26 protein-coding genes are annotated in these 26,898 nt (G+C 53.2%); 20 read left to right on the forward strand and 6 right to left on the reverse strand.

The genetic code is table 11. The annotated features are described in order from the left end of the window. Positions 1-97: 97 nt before the first annotated feature. From PAECUDRAFT_RS00540 to PAECUDRAFT_RS00570, 7 genes are all read left to right on the forward strand, one after another. On the forward strand, positions 98-1,132 hold the full coding sequence (locus tag PAECUDRAFT_RS00540; RefSeq protein ID WP_233516702.1) for a substrate-binding domain-containing protein: 1,035 nt from the start codon (positions 98-100) through the stop codon (positions 1,130-1,132). Beyond that, positions 1,129-2,568, forward strand: a complete 1,440-nt coding sequence (locus PAECUDRAFT_RS00545) for a sensor histidine kinase (RefSeq protein WP_006036127.1) — start codon at positions 1,129-1,131, stop codon at positions 2,566-2,568. Before PAECUDRAFT_RS00540 ends, PAECUDRAFT_RS00545 begins: the two co-directional genes overlap by 4 nt. Before the next feature lie 13 nt (positions 2,569-2,581). Beyond that, a complete protein-coding gene (locus tag PAECUDRAFT_RS00550; protein ID WP_006036128.1) occupies positions 2,582-4,126 on the forward strand; it encodes a response regulator in 1,545 nt (514 codons plus the stop codon). Positions 4,127-4,258: 132 nt separating this feature from the next. Continuing rightward, positions 4,259-5,353, forward strand: a complete 1,095-nt coding sequence (gene xylF, locus PAECUDRAFT_RS00555; RefSeq protein ID WP_006036129.1) for a D-xylose ABC transporter substrate-binding protein — start codon at positions 4,259-4,261, stop codon at positions 5,351-5,353. 87 nt (positions 5,354-5,440) lie between these two features. Further along, the gene (locus PAECUDRAFT_RS00560; protein ID WP_040711182.1) at positions 5,441-6,964 is read left to right on the forward strand and encodes a xylose ABC transporter ATP-binding protein; all 1,524 of its coding nucleotides are present in this window, start codon (positions 5,441-5,443) and stop codon (positions 6,962-6,964) included. Beyond that, positions 6,961-8,139 carry a sugar ABC transporter permease gene (locus tag PAECUDRAFT_RS00565; RefSeq protein WP_006036131.1) on the forward strand — a complete coding sequence of 393 codons (1,179 nt, stop codon included), beginning with the start codon at positions 6,961-6,963 and terminating at the stop codon, positions 8,137-8,139. The genes PAECUDRAFT_RS00560 and PAECUDRAFT_RS00565 overlap by 4 nt, the downstream gene beginning before the upstream one ends. A gap of 206 nt (positions 8,140-8,345) precedes the next feature. After that, on the forward strand, positions 8,346-9,089 hold the full coding sequence (locus tag PAECUDRAFT_RS00570; RefSeq protein WP_040710514.1) for a hypothetical protein: 744 nt from the start codon (positions 8,346-8,348) through the stop codon (positions 9,087-9,089). An 824-nt stretch (positions 9,090-9,913) separates the two neighbouring features. Here the strand turns inward: PAECUDRAFT_RS00570 and thrS are convergent. Beyond that, a complete protein-coding gene (gene thrS / locus PAECUDRAFT_RS00575) occupies positions 9,914-11,827 on the reverse strand; it encodes a threonine--tRNA ligase (protein ID WP_006036133.1) in 1,914 nt (637 codons plus the stop codon). Positions 11,828-12,486: 659 nt separating this feature from the next. Between thrS and PAECUDRAFT_RS00580 the strand changes: the two genes are divergently transcribed. Continuing rightward, positions 12,487-13,602, forward strand: coding sequence for an IS4 family transposase (locus tag PAECUDRAFT_RS00580; protein ID WP_006036135.1), 1,116 nt, complete (start codon positions 12,487-12,489; stop codon positions 13,600-13,602). A gap of 462 nt (positions 13,603-14,064) precedes the next feature. Here the strand turns inward: PAECUDRAFT_RS00580 and fabV are convergent, their stop codons facing one another. Then, on the reverse strand, positions 14,065-15,255 hold the full coding sequence (gene fabV, locus PAECUDRAFT_RS00585) for an enoyl-ACP reductase FabV (protein WP_006036136.1): 1,191 nt from the start codon (positions 15,253-15,255) through the stop codon (positions 14,065-14,067). 230 nt (positions 15,256-15,485) lie between these two features. Here fabV and PAECUDRAFT_RS00590 point away from each other — a divergent pair, with 230 nt between their 5' ends. Both PAECUDRAFT_RS00590 and PAECUDRAFT_RS00595 read left to right on the forward strand, forming a co-directional pair. Then, positions 15,486-16,469, forward strand: a complete 984-nt coding sequence (locus PAECUDRAFT_RS00590) for a glycoside hydrolase family 25 protein (RefSeq protein WP_006036137.1) — start codon at positions 15,486-15,488, stop codon at positions 16,467-16,469. 205 nt (positions 16,470-16,674) lie between these two features. After that, positions 16,675-17,613, forward strand: coding sequence for a manganese-dependent inorganic pyrophosphatase (locus PAECUDRAFT_RS00595; protein WP_006036138.1), 939 nt, complete (start codon positions 16,675-16,677; stop codon positions 17,611-17,613). Between the two features lie 17 nt (positions 17,614-17,630). Here PAECUDRAFT_RS00595 and PAECUDRAFT_RS00600 read toward each other — a convergent pair whose 3' ends face one another. Continuing rightward, complete coding sequence (locus PAECUDRAFT_RS00600; RefSeq protein WP_006036139.1) at positions 17,631-17,846, reverse strand: VOC family protein; 216 nt, start codon at positions 17,844-17,846, stop codon at positions 17,631-17,633. Positions 17,847-17,978: 132 nt separating this feature from the next. Between PAECUDRAFT_RS00600 and PAECUDRAFT_RS00605 the strand changes: the two genes are divergently transcribed. From PAECUDRAFT_RS00605 to PAECUDRAFT_RS00615, 3 genes are all read left to right on the forward strand, one after another. Further along, entirely contained in the window at positions 17,979-18,755 is a 777-nt protein-coding gene (locus PAECUDRAFT_RS00605; RefSeq protein WP_006036140.1) for a DeoR/GlpR family DNA-binding transcription regulator, read from the forward strand. Positions 18,756-18,977: 222 nt separating this feature from the next. Next, complete coding sequence (locus tag PAECUDRAFT_RS00610) at positions 18,978-19,787, forward strand: HAD-IIA family hydrolase (RefSeq protein ID WP_006036141.1); 810 nt, start codon at positions 18,978-18,980, stop codon at positions 19,785-19,787. Beyond that, positions 19,784-20,959 carry a sn-glycerol-1-phosphate dehydrogenase gene (locus PAECUDRAFT_RS00615; protein ID WP_006036142.1) on the forward strand — a complete coding sequence of 392 codons (1,176 nt, stop codon included), beginning with the start codon at positions 19,784-19,786 and terminating at the stop codon, positions 20,957-20,959. The genes PAECUDRAFT_RS00610 and PAECUDRAFT_RS00615 overlap by 4 nt, the downstream gene beginning before the upstream one ends. Positions 20,960-21,043: 84 nt before the next feature. Here the strand turns inward: PAECUDRAFT_RS00615 and PAECUDRAFT_RS00620 are convergent, their stop codons facing one another. Further along, positions 21,044-21,631 carry a hypothetical protein gene (locus tag PAECUDRAFT_RS00620; RefSeq protein ID WP_006036143.1) on the reverse strand — a complete coding sequence of 196 codons (588 nt, stop codon included), beginning with the start codon at positions 21,629-21,631 and terminating at the stop codon, positions 21,044-21,046. 168 nt (positions 21,632-21,799) lie between these two features. Next, positions 21,800-22,966, reverse strand: a complete 1,167-nt coding sequence (trpB, locus tag PAECUDRAFT_RS00625; protein ID WP_006036144.1) for a tryptophan synthase subunit beta — start codon at positions 22,964-22,966, stop codon at positions 21,800-21,802. Positions 22,967-23,229: 263 nt separating this feature from the next. Here trpB and PAECUDRAFT_RS00630 point away from each other — a divergent pair, with 263 nt between their 5' ends. The 3 genes from PAECUDRAFT_RS00630 (at position 23,230) to PAECUDRAFT_RS00640 (ending at position 24,654) form a co-directional block, all read left to right on the forward strand. After that, on the forward strand, positions 23,230-23,637 hold the full coding sequence (locus tag PAECUDRAFT_RS00630; RefSeq protein ID WP_006036145.1) for a phage holin family protein: 408 nt from the start codon (positions 23,230-23,232) through the stop codon (positions 23,635-23,637). Between the two features lie 104 nt (positions 23,638-23,741). Continuing rightward, positions 23,742-24,143, forward strand: a complete 402-nt coding sequence (locus PAECUDRAFT_RS00635; protein WP_006036146.1) for a hypothetical protein — start codon at positions 23,742-23,744, stop codon at positions 24,141-24,143. 127 nt (positions 24,144-24,270) lie between these two features. Next, positions 24,271-24,654: a cupredoxin domain-containing protein gene (locus PAECUDRAFT_RS00640; RefSeq protein WP_006036147.1), complete on the forward strand. Its 384-nt coding sequence runs from the start codon at positions 24,271-24,273 to the stop codon at positions 24,652-24,654. A 48-nt stretch (positions 24,655-24,702) separates the two neighbouring features. Here the strand turns inward: PAECUDRAFT_RS00640 and PAECUDRAFT_RS00645 are convergent, their stop codons facing one another. After that, complete coding sequence (locus tag PAECUDRAFT_RS00645; RefSeq protein WP_006036148.1) at positions 24,703-24,960, reverse strand: hypothetical protein; 258 nt, start codon at positions 24,958-24,960, stop codon at positions 24,703-24,705. A 112-nt stretch (positions 24,961-25,072) separates the two neighbouring features. Here PAECUDRAFT_RS00645 and PAECUDRAFT_RS00650 point away from each other — a divergent pair, with 112 nt between their 5' ends. The 4 genes from PAECUDRAFT_RS00650 (at position 25,073) to PAECUDRAFT_RS00660 (ending at position 26,795) form a co-directional block, all read left to right on the forward strand. Next, the gene (locus PAECUDRAFT_RS00650; protein ID WP_006036149.1) at positions 25,073-25,360 is read left to right on the forward strand and encodes a Dabb family protein; all 288 of its coding nucleotides are present in this window, start codon (positions 25,073-25,075) and stop codon (positions 25,358-25,360) included. Between the two features lie 15 nt (positions 25,361-25,375). Next, positions 25,376-25,507 (forward strand): hypothetical protein, encoded by a 132-nt coding sequence (locus PAECUDRAFT_RS26555; RefSeq protein WP_006036150.1) that lies wholly within the window; start codon positions 25,376-25,378, stop codon positions 25,505-25,507. A 40-nt stretch (positions 25,508-25,547) separates the two neighbouring features. Next, on the forward strand, positions 25,548-25,973 hold the full coding sequence (locus PAECUDRAFT_RS00655) for a DUF86 domain-containing protein (protein ID WP_006036151.1): 426 nt from the start codon (positions 25,548-25,550) through the stop codon (positions 25,971-25,973). A 129-nt stretch (positions 25,974-26,102) separates the two neighbouring features. Further along, positions 26,103-26,795: a helix-turn-helix transcriptional regulator gene (locus PAECUDRAFT_RS00660; protein ID WP_006036152.1), complete on the forward strand. Its 693-nt coding sequence runs from the start codon at positions 26,103-26,105 to the stop codon at positions 26,793-26,795. Positions 26,796-26,898 lie beyond the last annotated feature (103 nt).

Genomic DNA, 26,898 nt, shown 5'->3' on the forward strand with positions numbered 1-26,898 from the left:
CTGCCGTTGCATCAGATGCAATGAGGCGCACGCTGCGCCACACCCGCCAGTCTTCCAACTATTTTCATGCTTGGCAATATCGCGGGAAAGCATTAAGATGATGTCAATTGGTTGGATTTACCTAACGACTGGGGGAATGACAGGCATGCGCCAATTGGCGATTGCTGCGCTATCGATTGGCTTCTTAATCTTGTTTTATTTTACGCTGCATGCGGCTTACAAGCTGTTTGCCTCCGACTTGCCCGTGCCGGGGCAGGAGCTGGCGGCAGAGGCCGACTCTCGCGCCTATCGGCTTGTCGTCATTACGCAGGAGCTCGACACGCCTTTCTGGCTGCAGGTGAAGAAGGGTGCCTTATCCGCCGCTGCCCAGCGGGGCGCAAGCCTCGAGATGTGGGGAACGTACAGCTCGGACCGGAAGGAGTTTCTGAAGCAGATTGAAATCGCGATCGCATCCAAGGTAGACGGCATTATCGTACAGGGCCTTAACACGCCGGAATTTACATATTTGACCAAAATCAAAGCAGCCGGCAGCGGCATTCCGATTTTGACCGTGGCTAATGATGTGCCGATGAACGACAGCCTGCGCCGCACCTATGTAGGCTCGGACCATCTGGCAGCCGGGCGAATGATCGCGCGCCAGCTGATCGAGGATATGGGCTCCTCCGGCAAAGTCGTGCTCATGGTGTCCGATCGTCAGGAGGATTACCAGCGCTCGCGCTTGAAAGGCATATTGGAAGTATTGAAAGCGTATCCGCAGGTGAAGACGGAGATCGTCGCTTCCGGTGATGAGAAGGATGCGGTCGTATCCGCAACGGACGATCTGTTGAACACGCAGCCCGACGCCAAGGCGTTCATCGCGGTTGCCGCCAATCACGCCAGCATCATCATTCAAGAAATCGAGAAGCGCTCGCGGGTCGAGCCCTATTATATTTACGCCTTCGATGATAGCCCCGAGACGATGACGCTGCTCAAGCAGAGCAAGATCGATGCTTTAGTCGCGCAATCGCCCGAGCTGATGGGCGAGCTAAGCGTGAAGCTGATGACCGAATGGCTGGACGGCAAGGTCGTACCGCTGAATCCGGACGGCTATTTTACGCAAGTTCGCGTACTGCGGGCGGGGGAGGCGGAATGAACAGCATCCAGCGCAAAATTATGTCGCTCTCCGTCATCGTTCTTTTTATTATGGCCATCATATGGGTCGTCCTGACCTACTATAATCAGAAGACGCAGGAGCAGTACAATGAAGTGCTGCAGCGTTACCTGCGCATGAATGAAATGACCAACCTCAGCCAGCAGACGATCGCCAGCCTGAATGTTTATCTGCTGCAGCCCACTGCCAATACCCTCGATGCGTTCCACGTCACCACAGAGCGAATTTTGCAAGCAAACAACGAAATTGCCAAGCTTCGCACAGCCGACAACGGCTTCACCCTCACGAATTACATGCACATGATCGAAAGTCTGGTCGAGGCGGAGAACCGATCCGTCATGTTCCATGACCAGAAAAACAATGAGTTCTCAGCTGCGCGATTCGAGGAAGCGACCCGCATTCACAACTATATTGTGGAGACGACGCTGTCGCTGATCGATAAGGATCTCAAAACCTATGACCATTTCTACCGCAGCATCATGGCGCAGAGTACGGAGCTCAAGCGGCTTGGCGTCTGGCTGCTCACCTTCATCACTGTTACGCTGCTTCTATTCGCCTACTGGTTCTCGCGCAGCATAACGATGCCGATCCACAAGCTGACCGTTGCGGCAAGAGAGCTGGCTCGCGGCAAGTTCGAGCAGCGCATCGAGGTGCATTCCAATGATGAAATCTCGTTCCTCGCCCGTACGTTCGACCGAATGCGAATCAATATTAATGATCTTATTTCGGAAATCCACCGTACCGCGCAGCTGGAGCTGGAGCTGAAGGAAAGCAAGCTGCTGCTGAAGGAAAGCCAGCTGCGGAGTCTGCAGAGCCAGATAAACCCGCATTTTTTATTCAATACGCTCGACACGCTCTCAAAGAAAGCTTATTTGGAGGGCTCGCTGGAGACGAGCGATTTGATTGCGAACGTTGCGGGACTTCTCCGGTATAACTTGCGGCGTCTAGACCGATCCGTCACGCTGCGAGAGGAGGTGAATGTTGTTTTAAAATATATCGAAATCCAGCAGGCGCGCTTCGCGGATCGTCTGCGGTTCGTTCAGCAGGTCGATGAGCGCTGGCTCCATGTTCACCTGCCTTGCTTAACGCTTCAGCCGATCATCGAGAATGCCGTCATCCATGCGGTTGAACCGCTTGAGGAAGGGGGGACCATCGTATTCCGCATTTTATCCGAGGACGGTGAACGGGTGCGAATTGAAATTGAGGATAGCGGCGCAGGCATGGCGCCGGAGCAAGTACAGCGGATGCTGGAGGAGCAGCCGCAGGAGCGGGGAAACGCGCAGGGACATTCGACGGGCATCGGCTTCAGCAATGTCGTCAAGCGCCTGCGGCTGTTTACCGGCGTGGAGGATGTGCTCGAGATCGATAGCGGATTGCAGCAAGGAACGAAGGTGACGTTGAAAATTCCAGTCGCTTAGGAGGGTTGCTGAGATGCTGAAGTTGTTAATCGTTGATGACGAGCCGTTGGAGCGCGAAGGGCTGCGGGCGGTTTTGCGCCATGGCATACCGGAGTCGCAGATCGAGCTTGCGCGTAACGGGGCGATTGCGGTCGAGCTCGCACAGTCATTCAGACCTGACATTATTCTTATGGATATTAAGATGCCGGGCATGAGCGGGCTGGAAGCCGTAGCGCTTATTAAGGAAGCCCAGCCAACGATGAAGTTCATCATGGTGACGGCCTATGAGGCGTTCGATTATGCGCGGCAAGCGATCAAGCTTGGCGTGAGCGATTATTTGCTTAAGCCGAGCAAGGCAAGCGAGATTGTAGCGGTCGTTCGCAAAGCGATCGATTCGCTGCTGCAGGAGCGGGCGCTTGATGACCAGATCAAGCAGGATCGGCAGACGCTGCACCGCGTCATGCCTTTGATCGAGTGTGACGTTGTAACGGGCTTGCTCTACGATCATGTGCAGGAGGTTCATATCGAGGAAATGCTGGCGATGCTCGGCAGCGATATGACCAAGGAAGCATTCGTTCTGCTGGTCGTGCTCGGAAATTGTTCGGCAGAGACAGCATACAGCGCGATCAAATGGAAGCTGCGCGAGCTCGGCTGCGGCTGGGTCGGTGCGATGACGGGGCGGCAGGTGCCGATCATTATTTTTCGCCAATGGGGCACGTCGTTTCGGGCGCAGGCTGCCTCGCTTGTGCAGCAGCTGCTTACGCTGCAGCAGCGAACGATTGGCGACGATGGCTTCATCGGCATCGGCAATCCATACGACTCGCTGAATGACATTCGCCACTCGTTCCGCGAAGCGCTGCTGGCGACGGCGGATGCATCGCTGCTCGCTCGCCATCGCTTCTACGAGGATATGGATTTGCGACAGCCGGCGAGCAGCATCGGGAGTCTTGATCGCATGCGCATGGATCGGGAGACGGTCGAACAGATTCGGCTCGGGCAGTGGGACGACATTCGCCACTCGATTCATCGCTTGGTCGACGGCTTCGAGCATAGCTGCGCGAGCTTGGTCGCTTGCGGGCAGGCGGTGCTGGAGCAGCTGTGGATCGTCTATCGCACGGCGATGGAGCTTGGCGTGGAGGCGGAACGGCCGTTGTTCTCGTTTCAGGCAAGGCAATATTATCAAATGCTCGCTGAGGCGCAGAGCGTGCTCGATCAGCTTATTCAATCGTTCACCCGGCATCGCAGCAAGCTGGAGCCGGATATCGTTGGGGAAATCAAGCAATACATTGCAGAGCATTCCCAGGAGGAAATTTCGCTGGAAACGATTGCAAAGCGGGTACAGCTTAGCCCGCACTATATTAGCAAAATGTTCAAAGAGCAGCTCGGCGTCAACTACATCGACTTCCTCACGGAATGCCGCATCGATAAGGCGAAGGCGCTCATGCTGAACCCCCAGCTCAGCATGAAGGAAATTACGTTCGAGGTGGGTTACAACGATCCGAATTATTTCAGCAAGGTGTTCAAAAAAATATGCGGGGCATCGCCAAGCGAATATCGCAAAATGGTGCTTCACTCGTAACGGCGGATTCCTTCTCCAAAAAGTGCAGATGATCATAAAAGATTGCAGATTGTTATCACGATCAGCTTCTCTCGAAGATGGTAAGATTTCAAATGTAAGCAGTTACATTTAGAGGAAGAAGGAGAGAAGAAAATGAAAACCAAATGGATGAAAAGCGGGGTAATGGCACTTGCGCTGACGATGATGTTTACGTTATCGGCATGCGGCAGCGACGACAAAAAAGAAAGCTCGGATGAGCCAGCTAAGACGACGACCGCAACGGAGGACAAGGGGGAAGTTAAAGGAGATAAGAAAATCGTAATCGGGCTGTCGCTCGATACGCTGCAAGAAGAGCGCTGGCAGAAGGACCGCGACTTCTTCAAGGCAGAGGTGGAGCGGCTTGGCGGCGAAGTAGAGGTTCAAGCGGCTAACGGCGATGATGCCAAACAAATCGCACAAGCCGAAAACCTGATCAGCCAAGGCGTTGACTTGCTCGTCGTCGTTCCGCATAACGCGGAAGCAACGGCTGCAATCGTCGAGAAGGCGCATGCTGCCGGCATTAAAGTGCTCGCATATGACCGCTTGATCAAAAACTCCGATGTTGACCTGTACGTTTCGTTCGACAACGAGAAGGTCGGCGAACTGCAAGCGCAGGCGATCCTGAAGCTGGCGCCAAAAGGCAAATTCGTTTACATCGGCGGCTCGGAAACGGACAACAACGCGCATCTGTTCAAGCAAGGCGCATTCAACGTGCTGCAGCCATTGATCGACAGCGGCGACATCCAAGTCGTATTCGACCAATGGACGAAGGAATGGAACCCGGCTAATGCATTGGCGAACATGGAAAATGCGCTGACTGCGAACAACAATGGCATCGACGCTGTCATTGCAGCGAATGACGGCACGGCGGGCGGCGTTATCCAAGCGCTGACGGCACAAGGCCTAGCAGGCAAAATTCCGGTATCCGGCCAAGACGCGGAGCTGGCTGCTGCGCAGCGTATCGTAGAGGGCACGCAGGCGATGACGGTTTACAAGCCGATCAAGAAGCAAGCGGAGATCGCTGCCCAGATGGCGGTCAAGATGGCGAAAGGCGAAGACCCAGGCGCAGACAAGAAGCTGAACAATGGCAAAATCGATGTGCCTTCCGTCCTGCTCGATCCAATTGCTGTCGATAAGAGCAACATCGACGCGACGATTATCGCAGACGGCTTCCACTCCAAGGAAGATGTATACAAAAACGTAAAATAAGCAAGAAGAACGAGCAAGAGGGGGAAGAAGCGGCTAATGAATTCCCGCATGCTTCCCCCTCTTCTTATAGATGAGGTGGCGAATCCGATGACAGCCGCATTAGAGATGCGTAATATTACGAAGCGATTTCCAGGCGTCACAGCGCTCGACAACGTCACGTTCACGGTTAAGAAGGGCGAGGTGCATGCGCTCTGCGGGGAGAACGGAGCGGGCAAGTCGACGCTGATGAAGGTGCTCAGCGGGCTGTACCCGCATGGCAGCTACGAGGGACAGATCGTCATCGATGGCGAAGAAAAGAAGTTTCATCAGATCAAGGATGCCGAGCAGGCAGGCGTCGCGATTATTTATCAAGAGCTTGCGCTGGCCAAGGATCTATCCGTTGGCGAGAACCTGTTTCTTGGCAAGGTGCCGGCGAAGTGGGGCATCATCAATTGGGAGCAGGTTTTCCACGAGAGCGGGCATTGGCTGCGGGAGGTCGGGCTGGTAGACGTTAATCCGGAGCAAGAAACCGGAACGCTCGGGATTGGCAAGCAGCAGCAGATCGAGATCGCCAAGGCTCTGTCCAAAAATGCAAATTTGCTCATTCTCGACGAACCGACTGCGGCATTGACGGAGCAGGAAGTTGAGATTTTGCTGAACATATTGCAGGACTTCAAAAAGCGCGGCGTGACGTGCATTTATATCTCGCACAAGCTGAATGAGGTGTTCGCAATCGCAGACACCGTCACGGTGCTGCGTGATGGACAGACGATCGGTACGTATCCGATCGGCGAGCTGACCGAGGATAAGGTCATTTCGCTGATGGTTGGACGCGAGCTGAAGGAGCGTTTTCCGCGTATGCCATCCAATCCGGGCGAGGTTGTCTTGCGCGTATCGGATTATTCCGTTATCAACCCGAACCAGCCGAGTAAGAAAGTGATCGACAGCTTCTCATTCGACGTTCGTCGAGGCGAGATTCTCGGCATCGCGGGGTTGATGGGCGCAGGGCGAACGGAGCTGGTGATGAGCTTGTTTGGCGCCTATGCGGGCAAGTCGCAAGGGAAGGTCGAGATCGACGGCAAGCCGGTCAAGCTGAGCGATACGCGGGCGGCGATACGCGAAGGGCTGGCGCTCGTTTCGGAGGATCGCAAGAAATACGGGCTCGTGCTCGGCATGGATATCAAGAGCAATGTGAGTATGGCGAGCCTCTCCAGCATTGCGCCAGGCGGCGTAATTAACCACTACAAGGAAGCCGTCAGCGGCAATCATTACCTCAGCTCGCTGCGGATTAAAGCCAACTCGGTCGAGACGGTAGTCGGAACGCTCAGCGGGGGGAATCAGCAGAAGGTCGTTTTGGGCAAATGGCTTATGACGAATCCGAAAGTGTTAATTCTCGACGAGCCGACGCGCGGGATAGACGTTGGAGCGAAATTCGAAATTTATAACATTATGAATGAGTTGGTCAGCCAAGGCGTCGCGATCATTATGATCTCGTCGGAGCTGCCGGAGCTGCTGGGCATGAGCCATCGCATTATGGTCATTGCCGAAGGCAAGCAGACAGGCATGTTCCAAGCGGAAGAGGCTACGCAAGAGCTGATAATGGCGGCCGCCACTGGAGGTAATCGGATATGAGCGTTAATCAAGAAACGGTATTAGAGCATGCCCGGCTGAAGCAGCGGCCGAATTGGTTCAAATTCGATATGCGCGCGTATACGATGATCGGCGCGTTAATGTCAATCTGGATTTTGTTCTCGCTGCTGCATGACCGGTTTCTATCGCCAACGAACTTATCGAATTTGTTCCTGCAAATGTCCGTCACCTCGATTCTCGCGATCGGGATGGTGCTCGTCATCGTCGCTGGCCAGATCGACCTGTCGATCGGCTCGATTGTCGGCTTTACGGGCGGCATCACCGCTATGCTGAACGTCTGGTATGAATGGAGCACCGTTCCCGTCATACTGGCTACGCTTGGCGCCGGAGCTGCAATCGGCTTTGTGCAGGGCTGGATTATCGCTTATCGGGCTGTACCCGCCTTTATCGTGACGCTGGGCGGCATGCTCATTTTCCGCGGAGCATTGTTCGGAACGACAGGAAGCGTGACGATTGCGCCGCTGACGCCATCATTGAAATCGATTGGGCAATCGTACATCGGCGATGTGATCGGCTGGGTTTTCGGCATCATCGGCTTGATCGTTGCGGGGCTTCTTATTATTCGCAAGCGGAGAGCTCGCGCCAAATTCGGCTTTGAGGTTGAGCCGTTTGCGGTCAGCATGCTGCGCCTCGGCGTGATTGGCGCGCTCATTATCGGCTTTGTTTATTTGATGAATAGTTACAAAGGCATTCCGGTTCCGTTCGTTATGGTTATCGTTCTGGCGCTGGTGTTTACCTTCATCTCGCGCAACACGACGTTCGGCCGGCATATTTATGCGATCGGCGGCAACCCTGAGGCGGCGCGGCTGTCGGGCATTAACATTAAACGCCGCATTTTGCTCGTCTTCGTCCTGTGCAACACGCTGGCGGCTGTCGCGGCGCTGGTGCTGACGGCTCGCCTGAACGCGGCTACGATGAGCGCGGGGCAAAACTATGAGCTGGACGCCATCGCGGCATGCGTCATCGGCGGCACGAGCTTGATGGGCGGCACCGGCACGATTGCGGGCGCGATCATCGGCTCGCTCGTTATGGCAAGCCTGGACAACGGCATGAGCCTGATGAACCTGGAGTCGTTCTGGCAGTATATCGTCAAGGGCGGCATTCTCGTGCTCGCGGTGTATTTGGATATTTATAGCCGGCAGAAGAAGAAGGCTTAGGGGTCGTCGTTCATTTGGCAAGATAGAAGCAAAAGCACTCGAAGCACCTGTTTCGTCAGGGGTTCGAGTGCTTCCTGTTGTTTCTGTCTAGTTTCAGCTCCAGTTTTAGTTCTAGACATGCTAACCGGGGATAGAATTAATCTGGGTTTTGAAGGAAAGTAGTGTTATAATAGAATTTAATTCCATATATTGAGGGGGGTATTTTGTTGGCTATTAATAGTACTTTTAGAAAAGATTTATTGGAAAGTATGAATGGGGATTTTCTATCAAGTGATGACTTTACTCTAAATGCATTTTTTACGGAAAGCGGTAAAAGACCTAAAATTGAGATTGTCTATAGTCACGACGATACAAAGTTTCTAACTGCAGAAGTGTACTCGAATTATGTAACAGTTGAAATGTCTCCCGGCAGAATGCTAGAGATAGAGAATGATAGACTCGGTAAAGCAGATGAGCTTTTTGATCATATACTTACTTGGGTAGAATACATTGAAGCTGAGTTAAAAGCATTACCTATTGTGAGAGCTTTCAATGAGCATAGAGATTACATAGATACGCAAATAGACGTAATTAATGAGCTAGTTAAAGGCTTCAGCAACGAAAAGTTTTCTGTCGATGAAGCAGCAGAACTTGAAGGTCGAATTTCGGCGTTAGAAGCTCGGTTTGCGAAGAAACTAAGCGAGGATATAGCTGATAAAGAGAAATTGGAAGATGAAATTAAGAAGCTTAATAAGGATATAAAATTCTTAAAGGTGCAAATAAATAACTTAACTAAAGGAGGCTGGTTCAAAAGTTTTACTGTACGAACAATTGGCTGGATGGCAAGAAATCCGAAGACAATGAAGGCATTAGGTGGGACTATTTTAGATGTATTACCAGGTGAAATGAAAAATTCGTTGCCATTTGAATTAATTGCTTCAGCAGATGAAGATCAATCAACTGAGCAATAATTTTCTTATTTAGGAGCCACGTGCTCCTCGAGTTGTAGAGAAACCTCTTGTTTTTTATGAAGGTCTAAACGTCCCGAAATTTCTCACCAATATGTTGATTTCAGATCGCGTTTCAATCGGTTTCTCTTCAACAAGACAAGAATCACCATATAAAATAAAAAAGTGCCGAAAAGTCCGTAGGACTTTCTCGACACTCTGGGCACCCTATCGGGTGCTGTGGCTCAGCATGTATTACTGGGAATAATAAGCTTCCTGAACGAAAGTATAGAGAGCGATTCCCAGAAGATCTGCATAAGTACACAGGATCAACTTCAGACCTGCCGGCGAAAATAGATATTACCTCATTTCCAGTGACCTTGGACTATACTTTGAATGAAACCACTGAATCGATAAAACAATTCAGTGGTTTTCTGTTAATGAGGTGGGTGAGGCTGAATTTCTGGCAGCTGTTGACCTAATAGACCGAATCGGACTCAATTGTGAAAAAATATCCCCTTGAGAGAAGAAGGAGGTAATTTGACTACCGAACTCCTTGACTGAACACGAATGGGATGAAGATATACGTCCCACGAGTCGCTATGCAGCTAAGATCGTGACAAGGCGCGGCCATGCTGCCGCATGGAAGGGCTCGTTCGCTTGAATCCGGCATTTCAACGACCTCAAGCGAGTCTTCGAGCTGATCGCATATTCGACTGGTTTGAGAAGTGATGTCAGAACGTTCGTGCCTGAACCCTCGGGCGGAGCGCTTTTTTGCAGTTGCTCGAACTAGATCCAACTACTATTACCGCTCGGGCTCCAAGCCTCAAGCCTCGATCCAGTTCATGCTAGCTGCGCTTCGTTATTTCATCCTTCAGCAGGGCCGCAAGCGCCGGTACAGCAAGCGGTCCCAGCTCCTCGCCGCTTCGTTTGCGGACCGAGACGCTGCCGCTGCCCCGTTCATTTTCGCCAAGGATGAGCATATACGGCGTTTTCTCAAGCTGCGCCTCGCGGATTTTGTAGCCTAGCTTTTCGTTGCGATCATCGACCTCGGCACGAATGCCAGCTTCCTCAAGCTGCTTCTTGACGGCGTAGGCATCGTCCAGATACTGATCGGATACGGGCAGCAGCTTTGCCTGAACGGGCGCGAGCCAGAGGGGGAAGGCGCCGGCATAATGCTCCGTCAGGATGCCGATGAACCGGTCGATGGAGCCGTATACGGCGCGATGGATGACGACCGGGCGATGCTTCAGGTTGTCTTCGCCGATGTAAGTGAGGTCGAATTTCTCCGGCATTTGAAAATCGAGCTGGATCGTTCCGCACTGCCAGCTTCGCTGCAGCGCATCGAGGATATGGAAGTCGATTTTCGGCCCATAGAAAGCGCCGTCGCCCTCGTTAATCGTATACGCGATGCCGCGAGCGTCGAGCACGCTTTGGAGCGACTGCTCCGCTTGGTCCCAGAGCGCTTCCGCTCCCATATAGTCGTCTGGACGCGTAGATAGCTCGATTTTGTATGCAAAGCCGAATACGTCATAGATATGCCCGATTAGCTCGATGACGAGGCCGATTTCTTCTTCAATCTGGCTGGGCAGCACGAACAGATGCGCATCGTCTTGGCAAAATGTGCGAACGCGCATCATGCCGCTTAGCGCACCGGAAAACTCATGGCGGTGCACTTGGCCGAATTCGGATAGCCGGATCGGGAGCTCGCGATAGGAATGCCGGCTGTTTTTGTAGATGAGCATATGCCCCGGACAATTCATTGGCTTGAGCGCAAATTTCGTCTCATCGACCTGCGTAAAGTACATGTTGTCCTTATAATGGTCCCAGTGCCCCGATTGCTCCCATATCCGATTGTTCATCATGAGCGGCGTGCGCACCTCCGCGTATGCCCGGAGCCGTTGAATCTCGCGGGCAAAGCTCTCGAGCTCGTTGCGAATGGCCATGCCCTTCGGCAGATAGAACGGCATGCCCGGCGCTTCCTCGGAGAACATGAACAGGCCGAGCTCCTTGCCGAGCTTGCGGTGATCGCGCTTCTTCGCTTCCTCGATCCGGTGCAAATGCTCATCCAGCTGCGCTTTCTTCGGGAAAGCCGTCCCGTAAATGCGCTGCAGCACCTTGTTATTGGAATCGCCCCGCCAGTAAGCGCCTGCCACATGAAGCAGCTTGAACGCTTTAATCCGCCCTGTGGAGGGAAGGTGGGGACCCCTGCATAGGTCGGAAAATTCGCCTTGCTCATAAATCGTGATGACCGCGTCGGCTGGCAAATCGCGAATGAGCTCCAACTTCAGCGGCTCCTCGCATTCCTCGAATGTTTGTACGGCTTCCTCGCGGCTAACGGCGCGGCGGACGATCGGAAGATTTTCTCCGATAATGTGATTCATCTCATATTCGATAGCAACAAGATCCTCGCTGGAAAGCGGCTTCGCGATATCGATATCATAATAAAAGCCGTCCTCGATAACAGGTCCGATGCCTAGCTTCACGCTCTGGTTGGGGAATAATCGCTTGATTGCCTGCGCCATAACATGCGCCGTGCTGTGCCGATGAATATCGCGTCCCAGTTGGCTGTCTAACGTCACGAGCTCAACGGCACTGTCTTGCTCGATGGGGCGATTCAGATCGACCAGCTCGTTGTCGAGCTTGCCGGCGACCGCATTTTTGTATAAGTTGGCATGCAGCGACAAAGCGACTTCTCCCACGGTTGTTCCTTGCGTATACCTCCTGATTGCGCCATCTGGCAACGTTACGTTGATCTCCATGCGTTTTCCTCCATTCTGAGCATTTTGTTTAGTGGGCTGAGCGGAACATTTTTGAACGCAAAAAAACGCATCTCGCCCGGAAAGGGACGAGTGCGTTCAGCTCGTGGTTCCACCCTAATTCGTCCTCTAGCGATATGCTTTCGGGCGAGAAACGCCGCGAATGCTGCTGCAAGGACCTTATTGGCATCCGCTAACGGGGATTAGCCGGTGCCGCTTACTGCCGCGATTTCACAATCGACGGGTTCAACGCCACAGCTGCAAAGGGGTAACGCCACAACCGGTTGCTGGAGAAGCTTTCAGCCGAGGCTTCTCTCTCTGGGCAGCGCGTATAGGGCATCCTGTCTTTGGTCATCGCTTGATTTGTTCATCATCTTACAGAAATCCCCTTCCCGATGTCAAGGGGCATTTTACCCAATGGGCTGAAAAGCGTATCGCACTGCGCTTCGTCACGTCGCGTCGCGTCGGCACGTCGGACTGCGACGTAACTATGATCAAGCCGCGCTACGCTACACCGAACTACGTCACACCACACCGTACACTACACCCTCATTGTATCATTGCATTCCATGCAGGCCTGTTGATTAACCTGAAAATGGTAAAAGGACCGCACTCTCGGGTAATGGGTAGTACCACCCACTCCACCCCCAAGAGGCGATCTTATGAATAAGTCTACTACGTTCAGCCAGCTAGTTCAAACTGCACTACCGAAAGAAATTGTGGATTCTTTTTCAAATTCGGTTGGTTATCGAGAAGTAGGGCGTAAATTCACTGTTTATGACTTATTTTTGTTTTTTGCTCAAGCGGCATCGGACCAGTGGAAAAGCTATCGCGAAGGGGCTTTGCGAGCCCCTGCCTGTCACTTGGTGAAAACCTGTTACTCTACCGTGTCCAAAAAAGCTGGAGATGTCCCCTTCGGGATTTTCAAGCAATTACTGCACTACTTGCTTGGTCATTGCAATCGGCAAGCTAAGCGCAAGTTATCTTTGCCAAAGGAACTATTGATCTTGGATTCAACTAAAATTACAGTGGGAGCCGGCCGCCTGCCCTGGGCACCGCTGAAAGGCGAACGTGCGGGGGTCAAGTTGCATGTTGCGTACAAACCAACACAAGGGCAACCTCACCGCATCGAAGAAACCACAGGCAATCGGCCGGATTTGCTTAGTAGCGATGCCTTGCGGGATACGGATTACATCATCGTTGCGGATCGTGCTTATGCCAAATTCATTCGATTTGATACCTATGTCCAGGAGCGGCAATCGTTTGTTATTCGCATTAGAGACAACGCTACATTCCATCAGCCTCGCCCCCGTAAGGGGAAGAAACCCGTGGGTTCTCCCATTTTGGAAGATTTCACATGCCAAATTGGAAGGGATGCGAAACGTTCGAAGCAGCGCCACCGAATTATCAAATTGCAGGATCCGAAAGGAAACCCTGTTATTTTGGCAACCAATTTAACACGTTCGGCCGAACAAATCGCCGAGCTCTACCGCGCTCGTTGGCAAATTGAGACTTTCTTTCGATGGGTGAAGCAGCATGTCAATGTACCCGTCCTTTTTGGCACGAGCTCTAATGCAGTCTACAGCCAGTTATATATTGCCATGACCGTTTATGTTTTGCTTAAAATGCTCTTTGATCATGTCGTTCCCCATGTACACGTATCTGCCTCATTATCCTTAACCCTATTCGTTCGTGCACTTCGACATCATCATTTGGCTCCCGAATGGAGAGTGGCACTCACTACTTTTCCATTCACTTTCCCATTCCCAGTTTCTTGATAATCAACAGGCCTGCATTCCATGCAATGGCGCCTGCCAATTAAGCGTCTAAACCTAGCTCTCGTTGCAGTTCATGCAACCGAAAACGATGAAAATAGATGGAATCTAGCACTTATTGATGCTTACGAGAGCATTCGTTGCACGGTTTGCAACGGCACGTCTCTATGAGACGTTCGGGGGTGTTTGTCATTGCACGAACTGCAATGACAAGGTGGGGCGGGCGAACGAGGCGAGGACGAGCAGGGGATGAGGGGGAGTGCGCATTGTGTTCATGTAAATAAAATGTCCTATGAATTCAGCTCTATTTTACGGATAACAGGGTTGCAAGAACTAGAATATTATGCTAGTTTCTCAGTTGATAGGTGCGAGAGGATGAGTATCTACAGTTCTAAAGAACTGGACGCGAAAAAAGCTGCAACGATTGCTCGTCGCAGCTTTCTCGTACATATTACTTAAATTTGCCTAGCGCAAATTCGGAATGTCCACGTCTGCGTTCGCTTCCGCTTCGTAGTTGATGCCGTCGGTTTCGAAGCCGAACAGCTGGAAAAACTCGCGGCGATAGCCTTCGAGATCGGACAGCTCGTACACGTTCTCGGTCGTCAGGTCCGCCCACAGTTGGGACACTTCCGCTTGAACGTCGTCGCGCATCTCCCAATCGTCGATACGGATGCGGCGGCGGTCGTCGACAGCGGTATGAGCGGAGCCGTACAGACGTTCGTTGAACAAGCGGTACATTTGCTCGATGCAGCCCTCATGCAGGCCTTTTTCCTTCATGACCTTGTACAACGCGGAGATGTACAGCGGCACGACTGGGATAGCGGAGCTGGATTGCGTAACAAGCGCTTTGTTGACGGAGATAAAGGAGCGCCCGCCCGTAGCGCTGAGCTTTTCGTTGATGCGCTGCGAGGTTGCTTCGAGATCATCCTTCGCGCGGCCGATCGTGCCTTCCTTGTAGACGGCATGCGTAATTTCAGGCCCGATGTACGAGTAGGCGACAGTCGTAGCGCCATCAGCCAACACGCCAGCCTGTTGCAGCTCGTCAATCCACATCGCCCAGTCTTCGCCGCCCATAACGCCGATCGTCTGGCGCAGCTCGTCTTCTGTAGCAGGCTCAATTGTAGCTGTCGTGACTTCTCCGCTATGGAAGTTAACCGTTTTGTTCGAATACGTTTCGCCAAGCGGTTTGATGACCGATGCGAACGTTTCGCCGGTTTTCGGGTGCGTGCGGCGCGGGGAAGCGACGCTGTATACAACCAGATCGATGCTGCCGATCTCTGTGCGAATCAGGTCGATCGTCTTTGCTTTGATTTCGTCGGAGAACGCGTCGCCAACGATGCTGTACGATTTGCGTCCAGCGGCTTGCGCGGCTTGCTCGAATGCGGCGGAGTTATACCAGCCAGCCGATGCGGTGCGAGCGCCTTCCGCAGCTTTGTCGAAGTATACGCCAACCGTGTTTGCGCCGGAAGCGAACGACGCAACGATGCGCGATGCCAGACCGTATCCCGTCGACGCGCCGATTACGAGCACGTTGCGAGGGCCATGGATAGCAGGTTGAGCTTGTACATATTCAATTTGACGCTGGACTTGACGGGCGCAGCCATCCGGATGCGCAGTCGTGCAAATGAAGCCTCTTGTTTTAGGTTGAATAATCATAAGTACGTCCTTTCTTTATCCAGCTTGTAGGTTGGATCACAATGCGTGTAGTTCTGCCTGTATGGATGGATCCAAGCGGCAGAACGAAAGTGCCGCTTTGTACAGATTAGCATGACTGGGAAATTTACGCTAGTTCGGGTCGTCCCTGCTAGATTGGCAGGTATGAAGCGCGTTAACCGCGCATAGGATGGGGCAGTTAGCTGCCGGAAATCAGGAGGCGAGGGGATCGAATGCAGAATAGAAGCGCAGGCAATGCCCAAGGGATCGATGTTTCGCATTATCAGGGGACGGTCAATTGGAACCGGGTTAAAAATGACGGAATCGCGTTTGCTTTCTTAAAGGCAAGCCAAGGGACCAGCTCGCGAGATTCGACGTTTATCACCAATGCGAAGGGAGCTCGAACGGCCGGCGTTCTTATTGGCGCCTACCACTTCGTCAATGCCAAGACGACAGATGCAGCAGTCAAGGAAGCGGCCAATTTCGCTGATGCGATCGCTTCGGCAGGAGGGGCGGCGGCGTTCCAGCTTCCTCCCGCTATGGATTATGAGCAAGCGGACTCGAGCATGAGCAAGGCCGACATCAATGCGGTGGCGCAAGCTTTTCTGACGGAGACGCAAAGGCTGACCGGCGTGAAGCCGATTATTTATTCCGGCAGCAGCTTCGCGAACAATTTCGACGCCTCGTTGGGCGTTTATGAGCTGTGGGCGGCGCGTTATAGCAGCTCGCCGCCTGCCGATACGACGGCATGGAGCCACTGGACGTTCTGGCAATATAGCGACGGATCCGCGGGCGGCGTTCGTCCGAATGGCGCGCGAGCGGTTGCAGGCATTGCCGGCCCAGTCGATTTGAACGAATATGCGGGAACGGAAGATGAGCTGCGCAAAGCCTACGCCCAAGATGGCGACAATGGGGAGGACGAAACGATGACGGACGCGGAAAAACAACAAATGCAGGATTTGGCAGATCGTGTGGCGGCGCTGGAGGAGCGGGTGAATATGTCCAACAACCAGACGCCTCCTGCTTGGGCCAATGATGCGATCATCGCTGCCAAAGGCGCCGGTCTTATTACGACCTCCAATGACAAGGGACATGCGGAGCTGGTCATGATTCAAATGCTGTATAATGCCGGCTTATGCAACGCGGAGCTGGTCGCGTTCTTCCGCGAATTCAGCGCCGAAACCAAGGCTGCGATCGACGCACTCGTTAAAGGCTAGCCTTGCTGACAGTATCGACAGCGCTTACCGGGCCGTTCGCGGCACAATGGTGAGCGCTGTTGATGCAATAGCGCCATAAAATTCAAGATTTCGATCTAAAAATATTCCGATAAGTATGCTATTATTATGGACGAGCCTATTTCTCCCTTATTGGATGAGGAATGCCAGAATCGAATATCGAAACATGAAGGAGCGAAAGTGAATCATGACTAAAGTTCTTGTTTTCGGACATAAAAATCCGGACACGGATACGATTTGCTCGGCTATCGCTTATGCCGAATTGAAAAAAGAAATTGGCGTTGACGCTGAAGCCATTCGCCTTGGCGAAGTAAACGGCGAGACGCAATACGCGCTCGACCAATTCGGCATCCAAGCGCCGCGCCTTGTAGAAGCGGTTGCTGCTGAAGCCAAAGAAGTTATTCTCGTCGACCACAACGAGCGCCAGCAAAGCGCGAACGATATCGCAGACGTACGCGTTATCGAGGTTATCGACCACCACCGGATCGCTAACTTCGAAACGAGCGACCCGCTGTACTACCGCGCTGAGCCAGTAGGCTGCACGGCGACGATTCTCAATAAAATCTACAAAGAAAAAGGCGTAGCGATCCGCAAGGAAATCGCAGGCCTGATGCTGTCGGCAATCATCTCCGACTCCCTGCTGTTCAAATCGCCTACGTGCACGCAAGAAGACGTAGACGCAGCGAAAGAGCTGGCTGCTATTGCTGGCGTTGACGCTGACAGCTATGGTCTAGCCATGCTCAAAGCTGGCGCTGACCTGAGCGACAAATCGATCGCGCAGCTGATCTCCCTCGACGCGAAAGAGTTCTCGATGGGCGGCGCTAAAGTTGAAATCGCACAAGTTAACGCGGTTGACACGAACGATGTGCTTTCCCGTCAAGGCGAGCTCGAAGCTGCGCTGAACACGATCATCGAAGAAAAAGGCCTCGACCTGTTCCTGTTCGTCGTAACGGACATCTTGACGAACGATTCGATCGGCCTTGCACTCGGCCGTTCCGCGAGCGTAGTCGAGCAAGCGTACAACGTGTCGCTGTCGAACAACACGGCAGTGCTCAAAGGCGTGGTTTCCCGTAAAAAACAAATCGTACCGGTGCTGACTGATACGTTCAACAAGCTGCAAGCGTAGGCTTGCATGCATTCGGCTTAGCTGTTCTCAAGGGCTGCCTGCACGTCATGGATCATGACGTCGGGCGGCCCTTGTTTATGATGAATGGTTATGACATACCCGTCCAAATCCTTGACCGAAAAGTCCTTCCACACGCCCCAATCATGCTCCGTCAGTTGCGGCTCTGAAACGATGAGTGCCCCATTCGCTTTGAACTCGTCATACAGCGCATCCAGCTCGTTATGGGTTTGCACCTATGTTCGGTTGTAAAGCTGTGATTGAAAAGAAATTCGCTGCATGCCGCAAAGCGTTGTTATTTGCTATCGTTTGGCTTCGAATTTCGTTATAATATGATTCATAACGATAGAAATCAGGAGGAGTTCATCATGTTCGCCCCTCATCGCCGAGAGCAGATCGTACAGCTGCTGCAGCAGCATAAGCAAGTGATCGTTAAGGACCTGGCACGTCAGCTGAATGTTTCGGAAGGCACGCTTCGCGCGGATTTGCGCCAAATGGAGGAGGAGGGGCTGCTGGAGCGAACGCATGGCGGAGCTGTCCCGGTTCGCGCGAAGAAGCCGTCATTCCAAGATTTGCGCATGACGTCGCGGAGCGAGCTGAACGCTGAGCTGAAGCAGGTGATCGGGAAGAAAGCAGCGGAGCTGGTGCATCAGGGCCAGTGCATATTATTGGATGCGAGCTCGACGGTGCTGGAGCTTGCGAAGGCGCTTGTCGACTGCGATTATTTGACCGTAGTAACGAACGGGGTGGAAGCTGCGCTCACGCTCAATCGCAATCCGCGCATTAATGTTATTCTTGTCGGCGGCGTGCTGCGTCCGGGCTCCGGCTCGGTTGAAGGCGTGCTCGGCCGGACGATATTGGAAGAAATTCATGCGGACCTTTTCTTCACCTCTTCGCTTGGGTTCACCGTGGAGGAAGGGATGACGGACTTCAGCTTATACGAGGCGGAGCTTAAGAAGCTAATGGCAGCAAACGCAAGCAAAATCGTCGCTCTTCTGGACCATACGAAGCTTGGGCGGCGGTCGATTGCGACAAGCGTGCAGACGCGCGCGGTCCATACGATCATTACGGATGAAGGCGCCGACCCCGCTTTCCTGCGTCGGATTACGGGGATTGAGCTGCTCGTTGCAGAGTCTGCCGAATAGCGGCGTTTAATAGGGTTAAGTGAAAACATTCAACGATATTCGTTGAATGTTTTTATTTTTTACGACAGTATCCGTTGATCCGATTGATAATGAATGAGAATGATAACAAAAATAAACAATCATTGACTTTCACGCCGCCGGAGACGGAAAATAAGAAAGGAAAGTAAGGATCGCCGCACGAATGCGCACGGCAAATGGTTCGCGAGAGGCAGGGCATCCGCGATGAAAGCAATGGATCTGGACGGGTTCGTTATTGATTTGGACGGTACGGTGTTTAGGGGAGAGCAGGTCGTAGAGGGCGCCCAGCAAGCGATCGCATCGCTCCGGGCTGCTGGCAAGCGGCTTGTCTTCCTTAGCAACCGAGGCAATATATCAAGAGAGATGTGTCTGGCAAAGCTTCGCAGGCTAGGCGTGGAAGCGTCATTGGACGAGATTATTTTGTCGTCCACCGTGACTGCCCGCTACTTACGGGAGCATCATCCCGGCTGCGAAGCATGGACGCTTGGGGATTGGGGCCTGCAAGACGAGCTCGCTGCCGGCGGCATCACACTGGCGGTTCGGCCAGAGCTGGCGGATTGGCTCGTTATTACGCTGCATGAGACGCTCACGTATCACGAGCTGAATGAAGCGTTTCGGGCCGTTCGGCATGGCGCGCGCATCATTGCAACGAATGAGGACCGGTCATTCCCCGGCGAGTTCGGTGACCATATCGACGTCGCTGGCATGATCGGCGCTATTGCCGCTTCAACAGGCGCGCAAGTGGAGCTCGTGGTCGGCAAGCCATCCTTGCTTATGGCGGAGGCGGCGCTAGCAGCACTGCAATTGCCGGCTGAACGTTGCTTGATGATCGGCGACAGCTTGGCGTCTGATATTGGCTTGGGCAAGCGGTCGGGCATGAAAACCGCGCTTGTATTGACGGGCTCGACCACGACAGAGGCAGCGGGCCTTTGGCCGGCACGGCCGGACTGGATTTGGTCTTCTATTGGGGAACTAACAACTAAAGCAGCTGTAAAAGGAGAGGGAATGACATGAATCAGGTGTTGGATAATCTTAAGGAGGCAGCGCCGTGGCTTGATGAAGAGGCGTTACAGGCGATTACGGTCAATCCGATCATCATCGAAGCCGGTGCGCTTCGGCATGTTGCTCCTTATCTTCAGGATCGGGGCTTTAAACGCGTGTTGATCGCTGCGGATGCGAATACGCACGCCGCAGCGGGGATGGCGTTATGGCCGCGCATTGCGGATGCAGGCATTTCGGTCCAGACAACCCTGATAAAACCGGACGCGCAGGGCGATGTCATCGCCGATGAAGCATCGCTGGTGCAGTTACTGACGGATATTCGCCAGACGGGCGCAGAACTCGTCATTGCGGTCGGCTCCGGGACGATTCATGATATCGTCAGGTATTCGGCTTGCTTGGCAGGCATTTCGTTCGTTTCCGTGCCGACGGCGCCTTCCGTTGACGGCTTCAACTCCAAAGGCGCGCCGCTCATCATCAGGGGCGAGAAGAAAACATTCGCGGCTATTGCGCCGGATGCGATTTTCGCCGATCTGGATGTATTGTGCGCTGCGCCTTCGGCTATGGCGGCAGCCGGCTTTGGCGATATGCTGGGCAAATACACGTCGCTGTTCGACTGGGTCTATGGCGCAGCCGCTGGCGACGAGCCCTATGACCGGACCGCCGCGGCGATTACCGCGTACGCGCTCGACAAATGCGTCAAGCACGCCGAATCGATCGGAAGCCGGGACCAAGACGGCATTCGCGTGCTGACGGAGGCGCTGATCGAGTCGGGCCTAGCGATGCTGCTGTTCGGGCAATCGCATCCTGCAGCAGGGGCCGAGCATCACTTGTCCCACTATTGGGAGATGGAGTACCTGCGCCTTGGCCGCCGCTCGCTGCTGCATGGGGCGAAGGTAGGCGTTGCAAGCGCGGCGATCGCCGGCGTCTATCGCCGAATTGCGGAGGAGCAGGGCGAAGCGCTATTCGCTGCTGATCGCGAGCGGCTAGAGCAGGCGCTTGCTGCGGTGCCATCCACGGCAGAACTGCAGCGGCTGCTTCGCGTCGTTGGCGGGCCAGCAACAGCTTCAGAGCTTGGCATCGATGATGAACTTCTCACACGAAGCTTGCGCGAGGCACATCGCGTTCGCGTCAACCGCCAAACGCTTTTGAAGGCGTACAACGAACTGCCTGCTGCAGTTGTCTAATTATATATTCGTTAAGCGGGTATTCGCTGTCATCTGGCAAGCTCAGACGGCAGGAGTACCCGCTTTTTAATTTCTTGTTTCACGCTAATAAAGCTGGTCTTGAAAAAATTGATTATGGTAAACATACCGGCTGGATGGGTAGCGGAAGCCGAGCGTAATGCCAGACTGCGCGATACCGATCGACTTCAGCCTGCGAGTAGGAATGAGGCTGCGCACGAGACGTTTCACGAGCGCTTGATTGTTGGCGTTGATGGCCTGAACCAGATAGTTTCGGAACGGTTTATTGGCAGTGATCTCGGCGTAAAGCGGGATAATGGCAATTGCAATTTGGCGATGAATGGCTGCGCTGAATGTGAACTGGGTTTGACCCGGACGGATTGAGGTAGCGTTCGTATAGGGAGGCTTCTTGCCGGCAACGGGAAAATCGACGAAGTAGCCAATGCCATTCGTTGCAAGGCTATCGATGGCTGAGAGAGGGACATAAGGCTGCAGCATCGCGATCATCGTATCCAAATTGCCTTGCCGAACCGCTTTGGCCCATCGCACCGAGTAGGGGCGGCTGGCGGCGACGCGGCGGTAGAAGGGCAGCATGGCTTTGGCTGTTTTGCCCAGTGTGTAAGGGGAAAGCTTTGTCTTCGCAATGCTTGCGTTTGGAATCTTGCGTTTGCTCATGGGGACCTCCTCCTTCATGAGTCAGCTATACGATACACTATTGCAACGGCTTGCGGTCGGTGAGGGCGGATGCCGGGATTGCGGATTAACAAAAGAGCGGCTTCAAGCCGCATGCAGCGCATGCCGGGCTTGAAGCCGCTTCTTCGTTTTATAGCAGTCGCTCAGAAGCTATTTCTTCAGCATGTGGAACACCTGCTCGACGTCTTTATCGCCACGCCCGGACAGATTGACGATCAGCAGCTTGTCGCGGCTGAGCGTTGGCGCCAGCTTCTTCGCATAGGCAACGGCATGCGCGCTTTCAAGCGCTGGAATGATGCCCTCGGCGCGAGACAGCTCTTGGAAGGCAGCGAGCACTTCCTCGTTCGTTACCGTCACGTACTGCGCGCGTCCGCTCTCCTGCAGATAGCTGTGCTCCGGCCCGATGCCCGGATAGTCGAGCCCTGCCGCAATCGAGTAGGTCGGCTTCGGGTTCCCCTGCTCGTCCAGAAGAACAAGGCATTTGAACCCATGAATGACGCCCGGAACGCCTTGTGTCATCGTCGGAGCCTGATCCGGCTCTACGCCGATGAGCTGCACCGATGGCTCATTCATATAATGGGCGAACGAGCCGATCGCGTTGCTGCCGCCGCCTGCGCATGCGATGACCGCATCGGGGAGCCTGCCTTCCTTCTCAAGGATTTGGCGTTTGGATTCCTCGCTAATAATCGATTGAAAATGTTTGACCATCGTTGGGTACGGATGCGGACCAACCGCGGACCCGAGCAGATAGAAGGTCGTTTTGTAGTTGGCGACAAGATCGTTTAACGCTTCATCGACCGCATCCTTCAAGCGGCCCTGACCTTTGTCTACCGCTACGACCTTGGCTCCGAGCAGCTCCATGCGGAACACGTTCAGCGCCTGACGACGCGTATCCTCGGCGCCCATGTAGATGATGCATTCCATATTGAACATCGCGCATGCTGTTGCAGTTGCGACGCCGTGCTGCCCGGCGCCAGTCTCGGCGATGACGCGCTTGGCGCCCATTCGTTTGGCCAGCAGGATTTGCCCGACAACATTGTTGATTTTATGAGAGCCGGTATGGTTAAGGTCCTCGCGCTTCAAATAAATTTTGGCGCCGCCCCATTGCTCGGTGAGCTGCTGCGCGTAGGTTAGCGGATTCTCGCGGCCGACGTATTCGCGAAGGTAGTAGCGAAGTTCCTCGTTGAATGCGGGATCGTCCTTGAATGTATGGAATTGCTCTGCCAGGTAATCGAGCACTTCTTGCAGCTCAGGGGGAACGAAGCTCCCGCCGAATTGTCCGAAGTATCCTTCAGCCGCTTGTTGTTCCGTTGCCAATGTAATCGCCTCCAATTTAGATCGTTAACATGCATCATTATCCGGTTTTGCTTATAAGCAAGCAATGCGTTCTTCCTTAATTATCCTACCACAAAGCGCAAGGAAGCGTGAGTGTAGCAATTGGTAGATTTCCTCATAAAATGGGCATCCGCATCGGACAACCTGTTCGGGCTTGCATATAGTAACTATATATTCCCACTGCTGCGGGCTTCTCGTCATAGCTGACGAGGAAAACGCAGGCAGAATTAAGGAGGGGAGGGGATATGCCACTAGCGTGGGTTTGCTCGATTGCAGGCATGTTTGGTTATTGGGCCGCTATTGCATTTGGCGTTTGGCCGCAATCGCTAACGGTACTGTTAGTCGCAATGGGCATTGATTATCTGACAGGGATTGCGGCATCGTTGAAGGAGAAGAAGGGCTTAAACAGCAATGTTGGCGCCTGGGGGCTGACTCGGAAGGGGCTGACGCTGCTCATTATCTTGCTCGCTCATCAGATCGACCAACTGCTTCAAACGAATGATACGACAATGGCAGCTGCAATTTATTTTTACTTGGCGAATGAATTGATTTCGATTACAGAGAACTATGGCCGCCTCGGCCTGCCGCTGCCCGACAAGGTGAGGCGTATTATCGAGGTGTTGAAAGATAAAGACAACACGAAAGGAAAGTAAAGCAGAACGATCATACGCGGCACAAAATGGCTGATGGCCCGCTTGCATAAGCGGGCCTATTGTCGTTATAATAAGAACAAATGTTCTTATTGGAGGGATCGCCGATGGCGGTTACGAACGATAAAGTGATGGCCTTGGTTCGTGAGGCATCCCATCCGCCGACGCAGAGCGGGGCGGAGCAGGAGCTGGTGAAGCGGTATGTGCTGCTCGGGATTGTCATGCGCATACTTGATCATGATATTCGCGTTGTCGGTAAAGCCGGGATGAAGCTGCCCCGGCTTTACGAGTCGATGCTGCGCGCGGTTCAGGACCGCGTGCTGTTGGATCTGGCGGCGCTGCGGCGCCAGTTTCGCGCTGCTGGCATCAAGATTTATGAGGAGAGCCAGCAGAAGGAAGCCATGCACGCGAAGTATGTGTGCCGAGGCTATCACCATCAGTTTTCAATGGTATGGGGGTTCGTGAAAGCGGAATCCGAACGATTGCTGAAGACCTATATGCATGAATAAATCGTTCAAACATTTGTCACATTCTGTACAAAAATTTTTCATCTCCTTCATTTTAAAGGTTGAGAACAATGGACGAAGTTGGGTATTATAAGGAGTAGACAAAAGCCTGCAAGGGGGAGCACAGATTATGCACAAATGGATCATGTTCGTCGTATTTACGGCGGCAACCTTACTGAGCGTATACTTGCTGACGTTCGGACTTCCAGACAAGCCGAAGGACGAGACAGCGGGATTGCCAGAAGGAATGCAGCTGTTGAAAGTGCAAGCATCGAATGATTACGTATTCAACGAGAAAGAATATCACGTGAAAGCGGGCACGAAAGTGCGTCTGCTTCTGCAAAACAAAAGCGGTGTCCACGGTCTGGCAATCAAAGATCTGAACATCGACCTGCAAGGCGACAAAACGCAGCAAGACATTACGCTCGACAAGCCGGGCACGTACGAGATGCATTGCTCCGTCATGTGCGGTTCTGGCCATGCGACGATGAAATCCGTACTAATCGTGGAATAAGACAAAAAGGAGCCCGATGGCTCCTTTTCCTTACTTTCAGGCCTATTATTAGTCCGTAGCATGACGGCGGGTGCGCTGGCGATGAATGATCAAGTCAGCAATGAAACCGAGCGCGGCCCAGGTCAGGACGGTCCACACATAGATGCTCATGACGCCAACGTTATGGATGTCGAACGCCAGATCGGCAATCCATGCTGGAATGCTTAACATGAAGAACACGAAGTTGTGCGGGTCATAACCCGTCGCATTGTACAAGCAGAGGGCTAACCCGATGAGGGTGGCCACAATTGTAACCGGATAGCGCATAGCGTTTGCCGATCCCCTTTGTTGGTCAATTTGGCTGATTCGGTACCGATATTATGCGACACCCGCGGTTATCTCATGCGAGTCGTACCTATAGAAGAATGGAGTGGATACTATGATTACCCATATCGTTATGTTCAAGTTGAAGGATCGCAGCCCAGAGGCGATTGAACGGACTGCGCAAGTGCTCCGTGACATGGAGGGCAAAATCGAGCAATTGAAGTTTCTCGAGGTAGGGCTGGACGTTCTGCATTCGGAACGTTCTTATGATATCGCGCTCGTAACCAAGTTCGAGTCGATGGAAGATTTGGAAGCGTATCAGGTCCATCCTGTTCATAAAAAAGTAATCGAGCATATGACGCAGGTGCGCGAAGCGTCCGCAAGCGTCGACTACGTAAGCTAAGGAGTCAAGAAGCGGATGGATAACGGCAATGAAGATTTATACCAATTGCTGACGTACCTTATCGTGGTTATCGTCAGCAGTATCATTATGGTCGCATGGCTCAAACGAAAAGGGCGTCGATCAGCCTCCAAGCGAGATGCGGAATAACGCATAACGCTGGTGGCGAAGAAAGGAGCTGCAACCAGCTATGTACTATGTGAACGTCGAACAGATTCGTCAACGGCTGGAGGCAATTCCGGAAATCGCAGACACGCTCACTTTGCTGGCAGAAGGCTGGAGCGGGTCCCTGCTTGAAGGAATGGCGCAGGAGCGGGCGCTGCATCTGGCGATTGAGACGGTTACGGATATCGGAAGCTTTCTCATCGATGGATTTATTATGCGCGATGCAAGCAGCTACGAGGATCTTGTAGATATTATTGCGGAAGAGCATGTATTCGCGAAGGAGCTTCACGAGCCGCTTATGGCGCTGGTGAAGCTGCGCAAGCCGCTCGTGCAATATTATTATGAATGGCCGCGCACCGAATGGCATGAGCTATCGTCGGTGCTTCCGGAGCTGCTTCAGCGTTTTAAAACAGCCGTGGAGCAATATTTGGAGCGTGAGCTGCCAGCATAGCCTGTGCACGTACGCATAGGAAGAGCCTGTTATCAGCAAGCTGATGGCAGGCTCTTTTTGGGATGTAAATTTACGAACGGTACAAAATCGGTTACAATGTCGTAAAAGCAGGCGAAAGGCGGTGTGAGGATGAAACGAAGCGATAGACAGAGTGGAGCAGACCATCCTCCACAGCGGGACGAACGATCAACGCGGCAGACAGTCGTCGGATTGCTGAAGACGAAGGGGACCCAGAGTGCGGGTGAACTAGCGAGCCAGCTCGGGTTAACGGAAATGGCGATACGCAGGCATCTGTATGCCCTTGAGAGCGACGGGTTTATTCAGCAAACCTCCGTGAAGCGAGGAGCGGGCAGGCCCAAGCATATGTACACGCTGACAGCGGAATCTGAGGAGCTTTTTCCTAAAAATTATCATGGCTTGACGCTCGATATTCTCGATGACTTGGCGAAGGAAGAGGCAACGGCGCCGATGGTCGACCATTTGTTCCAGAGTCGTAAGCGGAAGCTGCTGGAGCGCTATGCGCCTCGAATGGCAGGCAAAACGCTGCATGGCAGGGTCGAGGAGCTGGCCGCTATCCAGAATGCAGGCGGTTATATGGTGGAAATCGAGCAGTCGGAGGCAGGCGATTACCAGCTGCACGAATTTAACTGCCCGATCGCACAGGTAGCGAAGCCGTATCAGCAAGCCTGCACATGCGAGCTGCAATTGTTCGAAGAGCTGCTGCAGACGCAGGTGGAGCGAACGGAATGTCTCGCTAAGGGCGGCGCCAAATGCACCTATGTCATTACGAATCCGCCAGAGGCGCCGGATGCCGTCAAATAAGCGCATATCAAGCAAGCGAAGCATCGTGCTGTACCCATAGGTACAGGCGATGCTTTTTTTGTATGGCGCGTTGTGTCAATCCAAGCCTATGCTGCTTATACTG

This window comes from Paenibacillus curdlanolyticus YK9 (assembly GCF_000179615.1).
GTDB classification, from domain to species: Bacteria; Bacillota; Bacilli; order Paenibacillales; family Paenibacillaceae; genus Paenibacillus_T; species Paenibacillus_T curdlanolyticus.

Bases quoted from the DNA above. Each gene is read 5' to 3' on its own strand.
- PAECUDRAFT_RS00540 (WP_233516702.1), top strand. From the start codon at position 98: ATGATGTCAATTGGTTGGATTTACCTAACGACTGGGGGAATGACAGGC.
- PAECUDRAFT_RS00545 (WP_006036127.1), top strand. From the start codon at position 1,129: ATGAACAGCATCCAGCGCAAAATTATGTCGCTCTCCGTCATCGTTCTT.
- PAECUDRAFT_RS00550 (WP_006036128.1), top strand. From the start codon at position 2,582: ATGCTGAAGTTGTTAATCGTTGATGACGAGCCGTTGGAGCGCGAAGGG.
- xylF (WP_006036129.1), top strand. From the start codon at position 4,259: ATGAAAACCAAATGGATGAAAAGCGGGGTAATGGCACTTGCGCTGACG.
- PAECUDRAFT_RS00560 (WP_040711182.1), top strand. From the start codon at position 5,441: ATGACAGCCGCATTAGAGATGCGTAATATTACGAAGCGATTTCCAGGC.
- PAECUDRAFT_RS00565 (WP_006036131.1), top strand. From the start codon at position 6,961: ATGAGCGTTAATCAAGAAACGGTATTAGAGCATGCCCGGCTGAAGCAG.
- thrS (WP_006036133.1), bottom strand. From the start codon at position 11,827: ATGGAGATCAACGTAACGTTGCCAGATGGCGCAATCAGGAGGTATACG.
- PAECUDRAFT_RS00580 (WP_006036135.1), top strand. From the start codon at position 12,487: ATGAATAAGTCTACTACGTTCAGCCAGCTAGTTCAAACTGCACTACCG.
- fabV (WP_006036136.1), bottom strand. From the start codon at position 15,255: ATGATTATTCAACCTAAAACAAGAGGCTTCATTTGCACGACTGCGCAT.
- PAECUDRAFT_RS00590 (WP_006036137.1), top strand. From the start codon at position 15,486: ATGCAGAATAGAAGCGCAGGCAATGCCCAAGGGATCGATGTTTCGCAT.
- PAECUDRAFT_RS00595 (WP_006036138.1), top strand. From the start codon at position 16,675: ATGACTAAAGTTCTTGTTTTCGGACATAAAAATCCGGACACGGATACG.
- PAECUDRAFT_RS00605 (WP_006036140.1), top strand. From the start codon at position 17,979: ATGTTCGCCCCTCATCGCCGAGAGCAGATCGTACAGCTGCTGCAGCAG.
- PAECUDRAFT_RS00610 (WP_006036141.1), top strand. From the start codon at position 18,978: ATGAAAGCAATGGATCTGGACGGGTTCGTTATTGATTTGGACGGTACG.
- PAECUDRAFT_RS00615 (WP_006036142.1), top strand. From the start codon at position 19,784: ATGAATCAGGTGTTGGATAATCTTAAGGAGGCAGCGCCGTGGCTTGAT.
- PAECUDRAFT_RS00620 (WP_006036143.1), bottom strand. From the start codon at position 21,631: ATGAGCAAACGCAAGATTCCAAACGCAAGCATTGCGAAGACAAAGCTT.
- PAECUDRAFT_RS00630 (WP_006036145.1), top strand. From the start codon at position 23,230: ATGCCACTAGCGTGGGTTTGCTCGATTGCAGGCATGTTTGGTTATTGG.
- PAECUDRAFT_RS00635 (WP_006036146.1), top strand. From the start codon at position 23,742: ATGGCGGTTACGAACGATAAAGTGATGGCCTTGGTTCGTGAGGCATCC.
- PAECUDRAFT_RS00640 (WP_006036147.1), top strand. From the start codon at position 24,271: ATGCACAAATGGATCATGTTCGTCGTATTTACGGCGGCAACCTTACTG.
- PAECUDRAFT_RS00645 (WP_006036148.1), bottom strand. From the start codon at position 24,960: ATGCGCTATCCGGTTACAATTGTGGCCACCCTCATCGGGTTAGCCCTC.
- PAECUDRAFT_RS00650 (WP_006036149.1), top strand. From the start codon at position 25,073: ATGATTACCCATATCGTTATGTTCAAGTTGAAGGATCGCAGCCCAGAG.
- PAECUDRAFT_RS26555 (WP_006036150.1), top strand. From the start codon at position 25,376: ATGGATAACGGCAATGAAGATTTATACCAATTGCTGACGTACCTTATC.
- PAECUDRAFT_RS00655 (WP_006036151.1), top strand. From the start codon at position 25,548: ATGTACTATGTGAACGTCGAACAGATTCGTCAACGGCTGGAGGCAATT.
- PAECUDRAFT_RS00660 (WP_006036152.1), top strand. From the start codon at position 26,103: ATGAAACGAAGCGATAGACAGAGTGGAGCAGACCATCCTCCACAGCGG.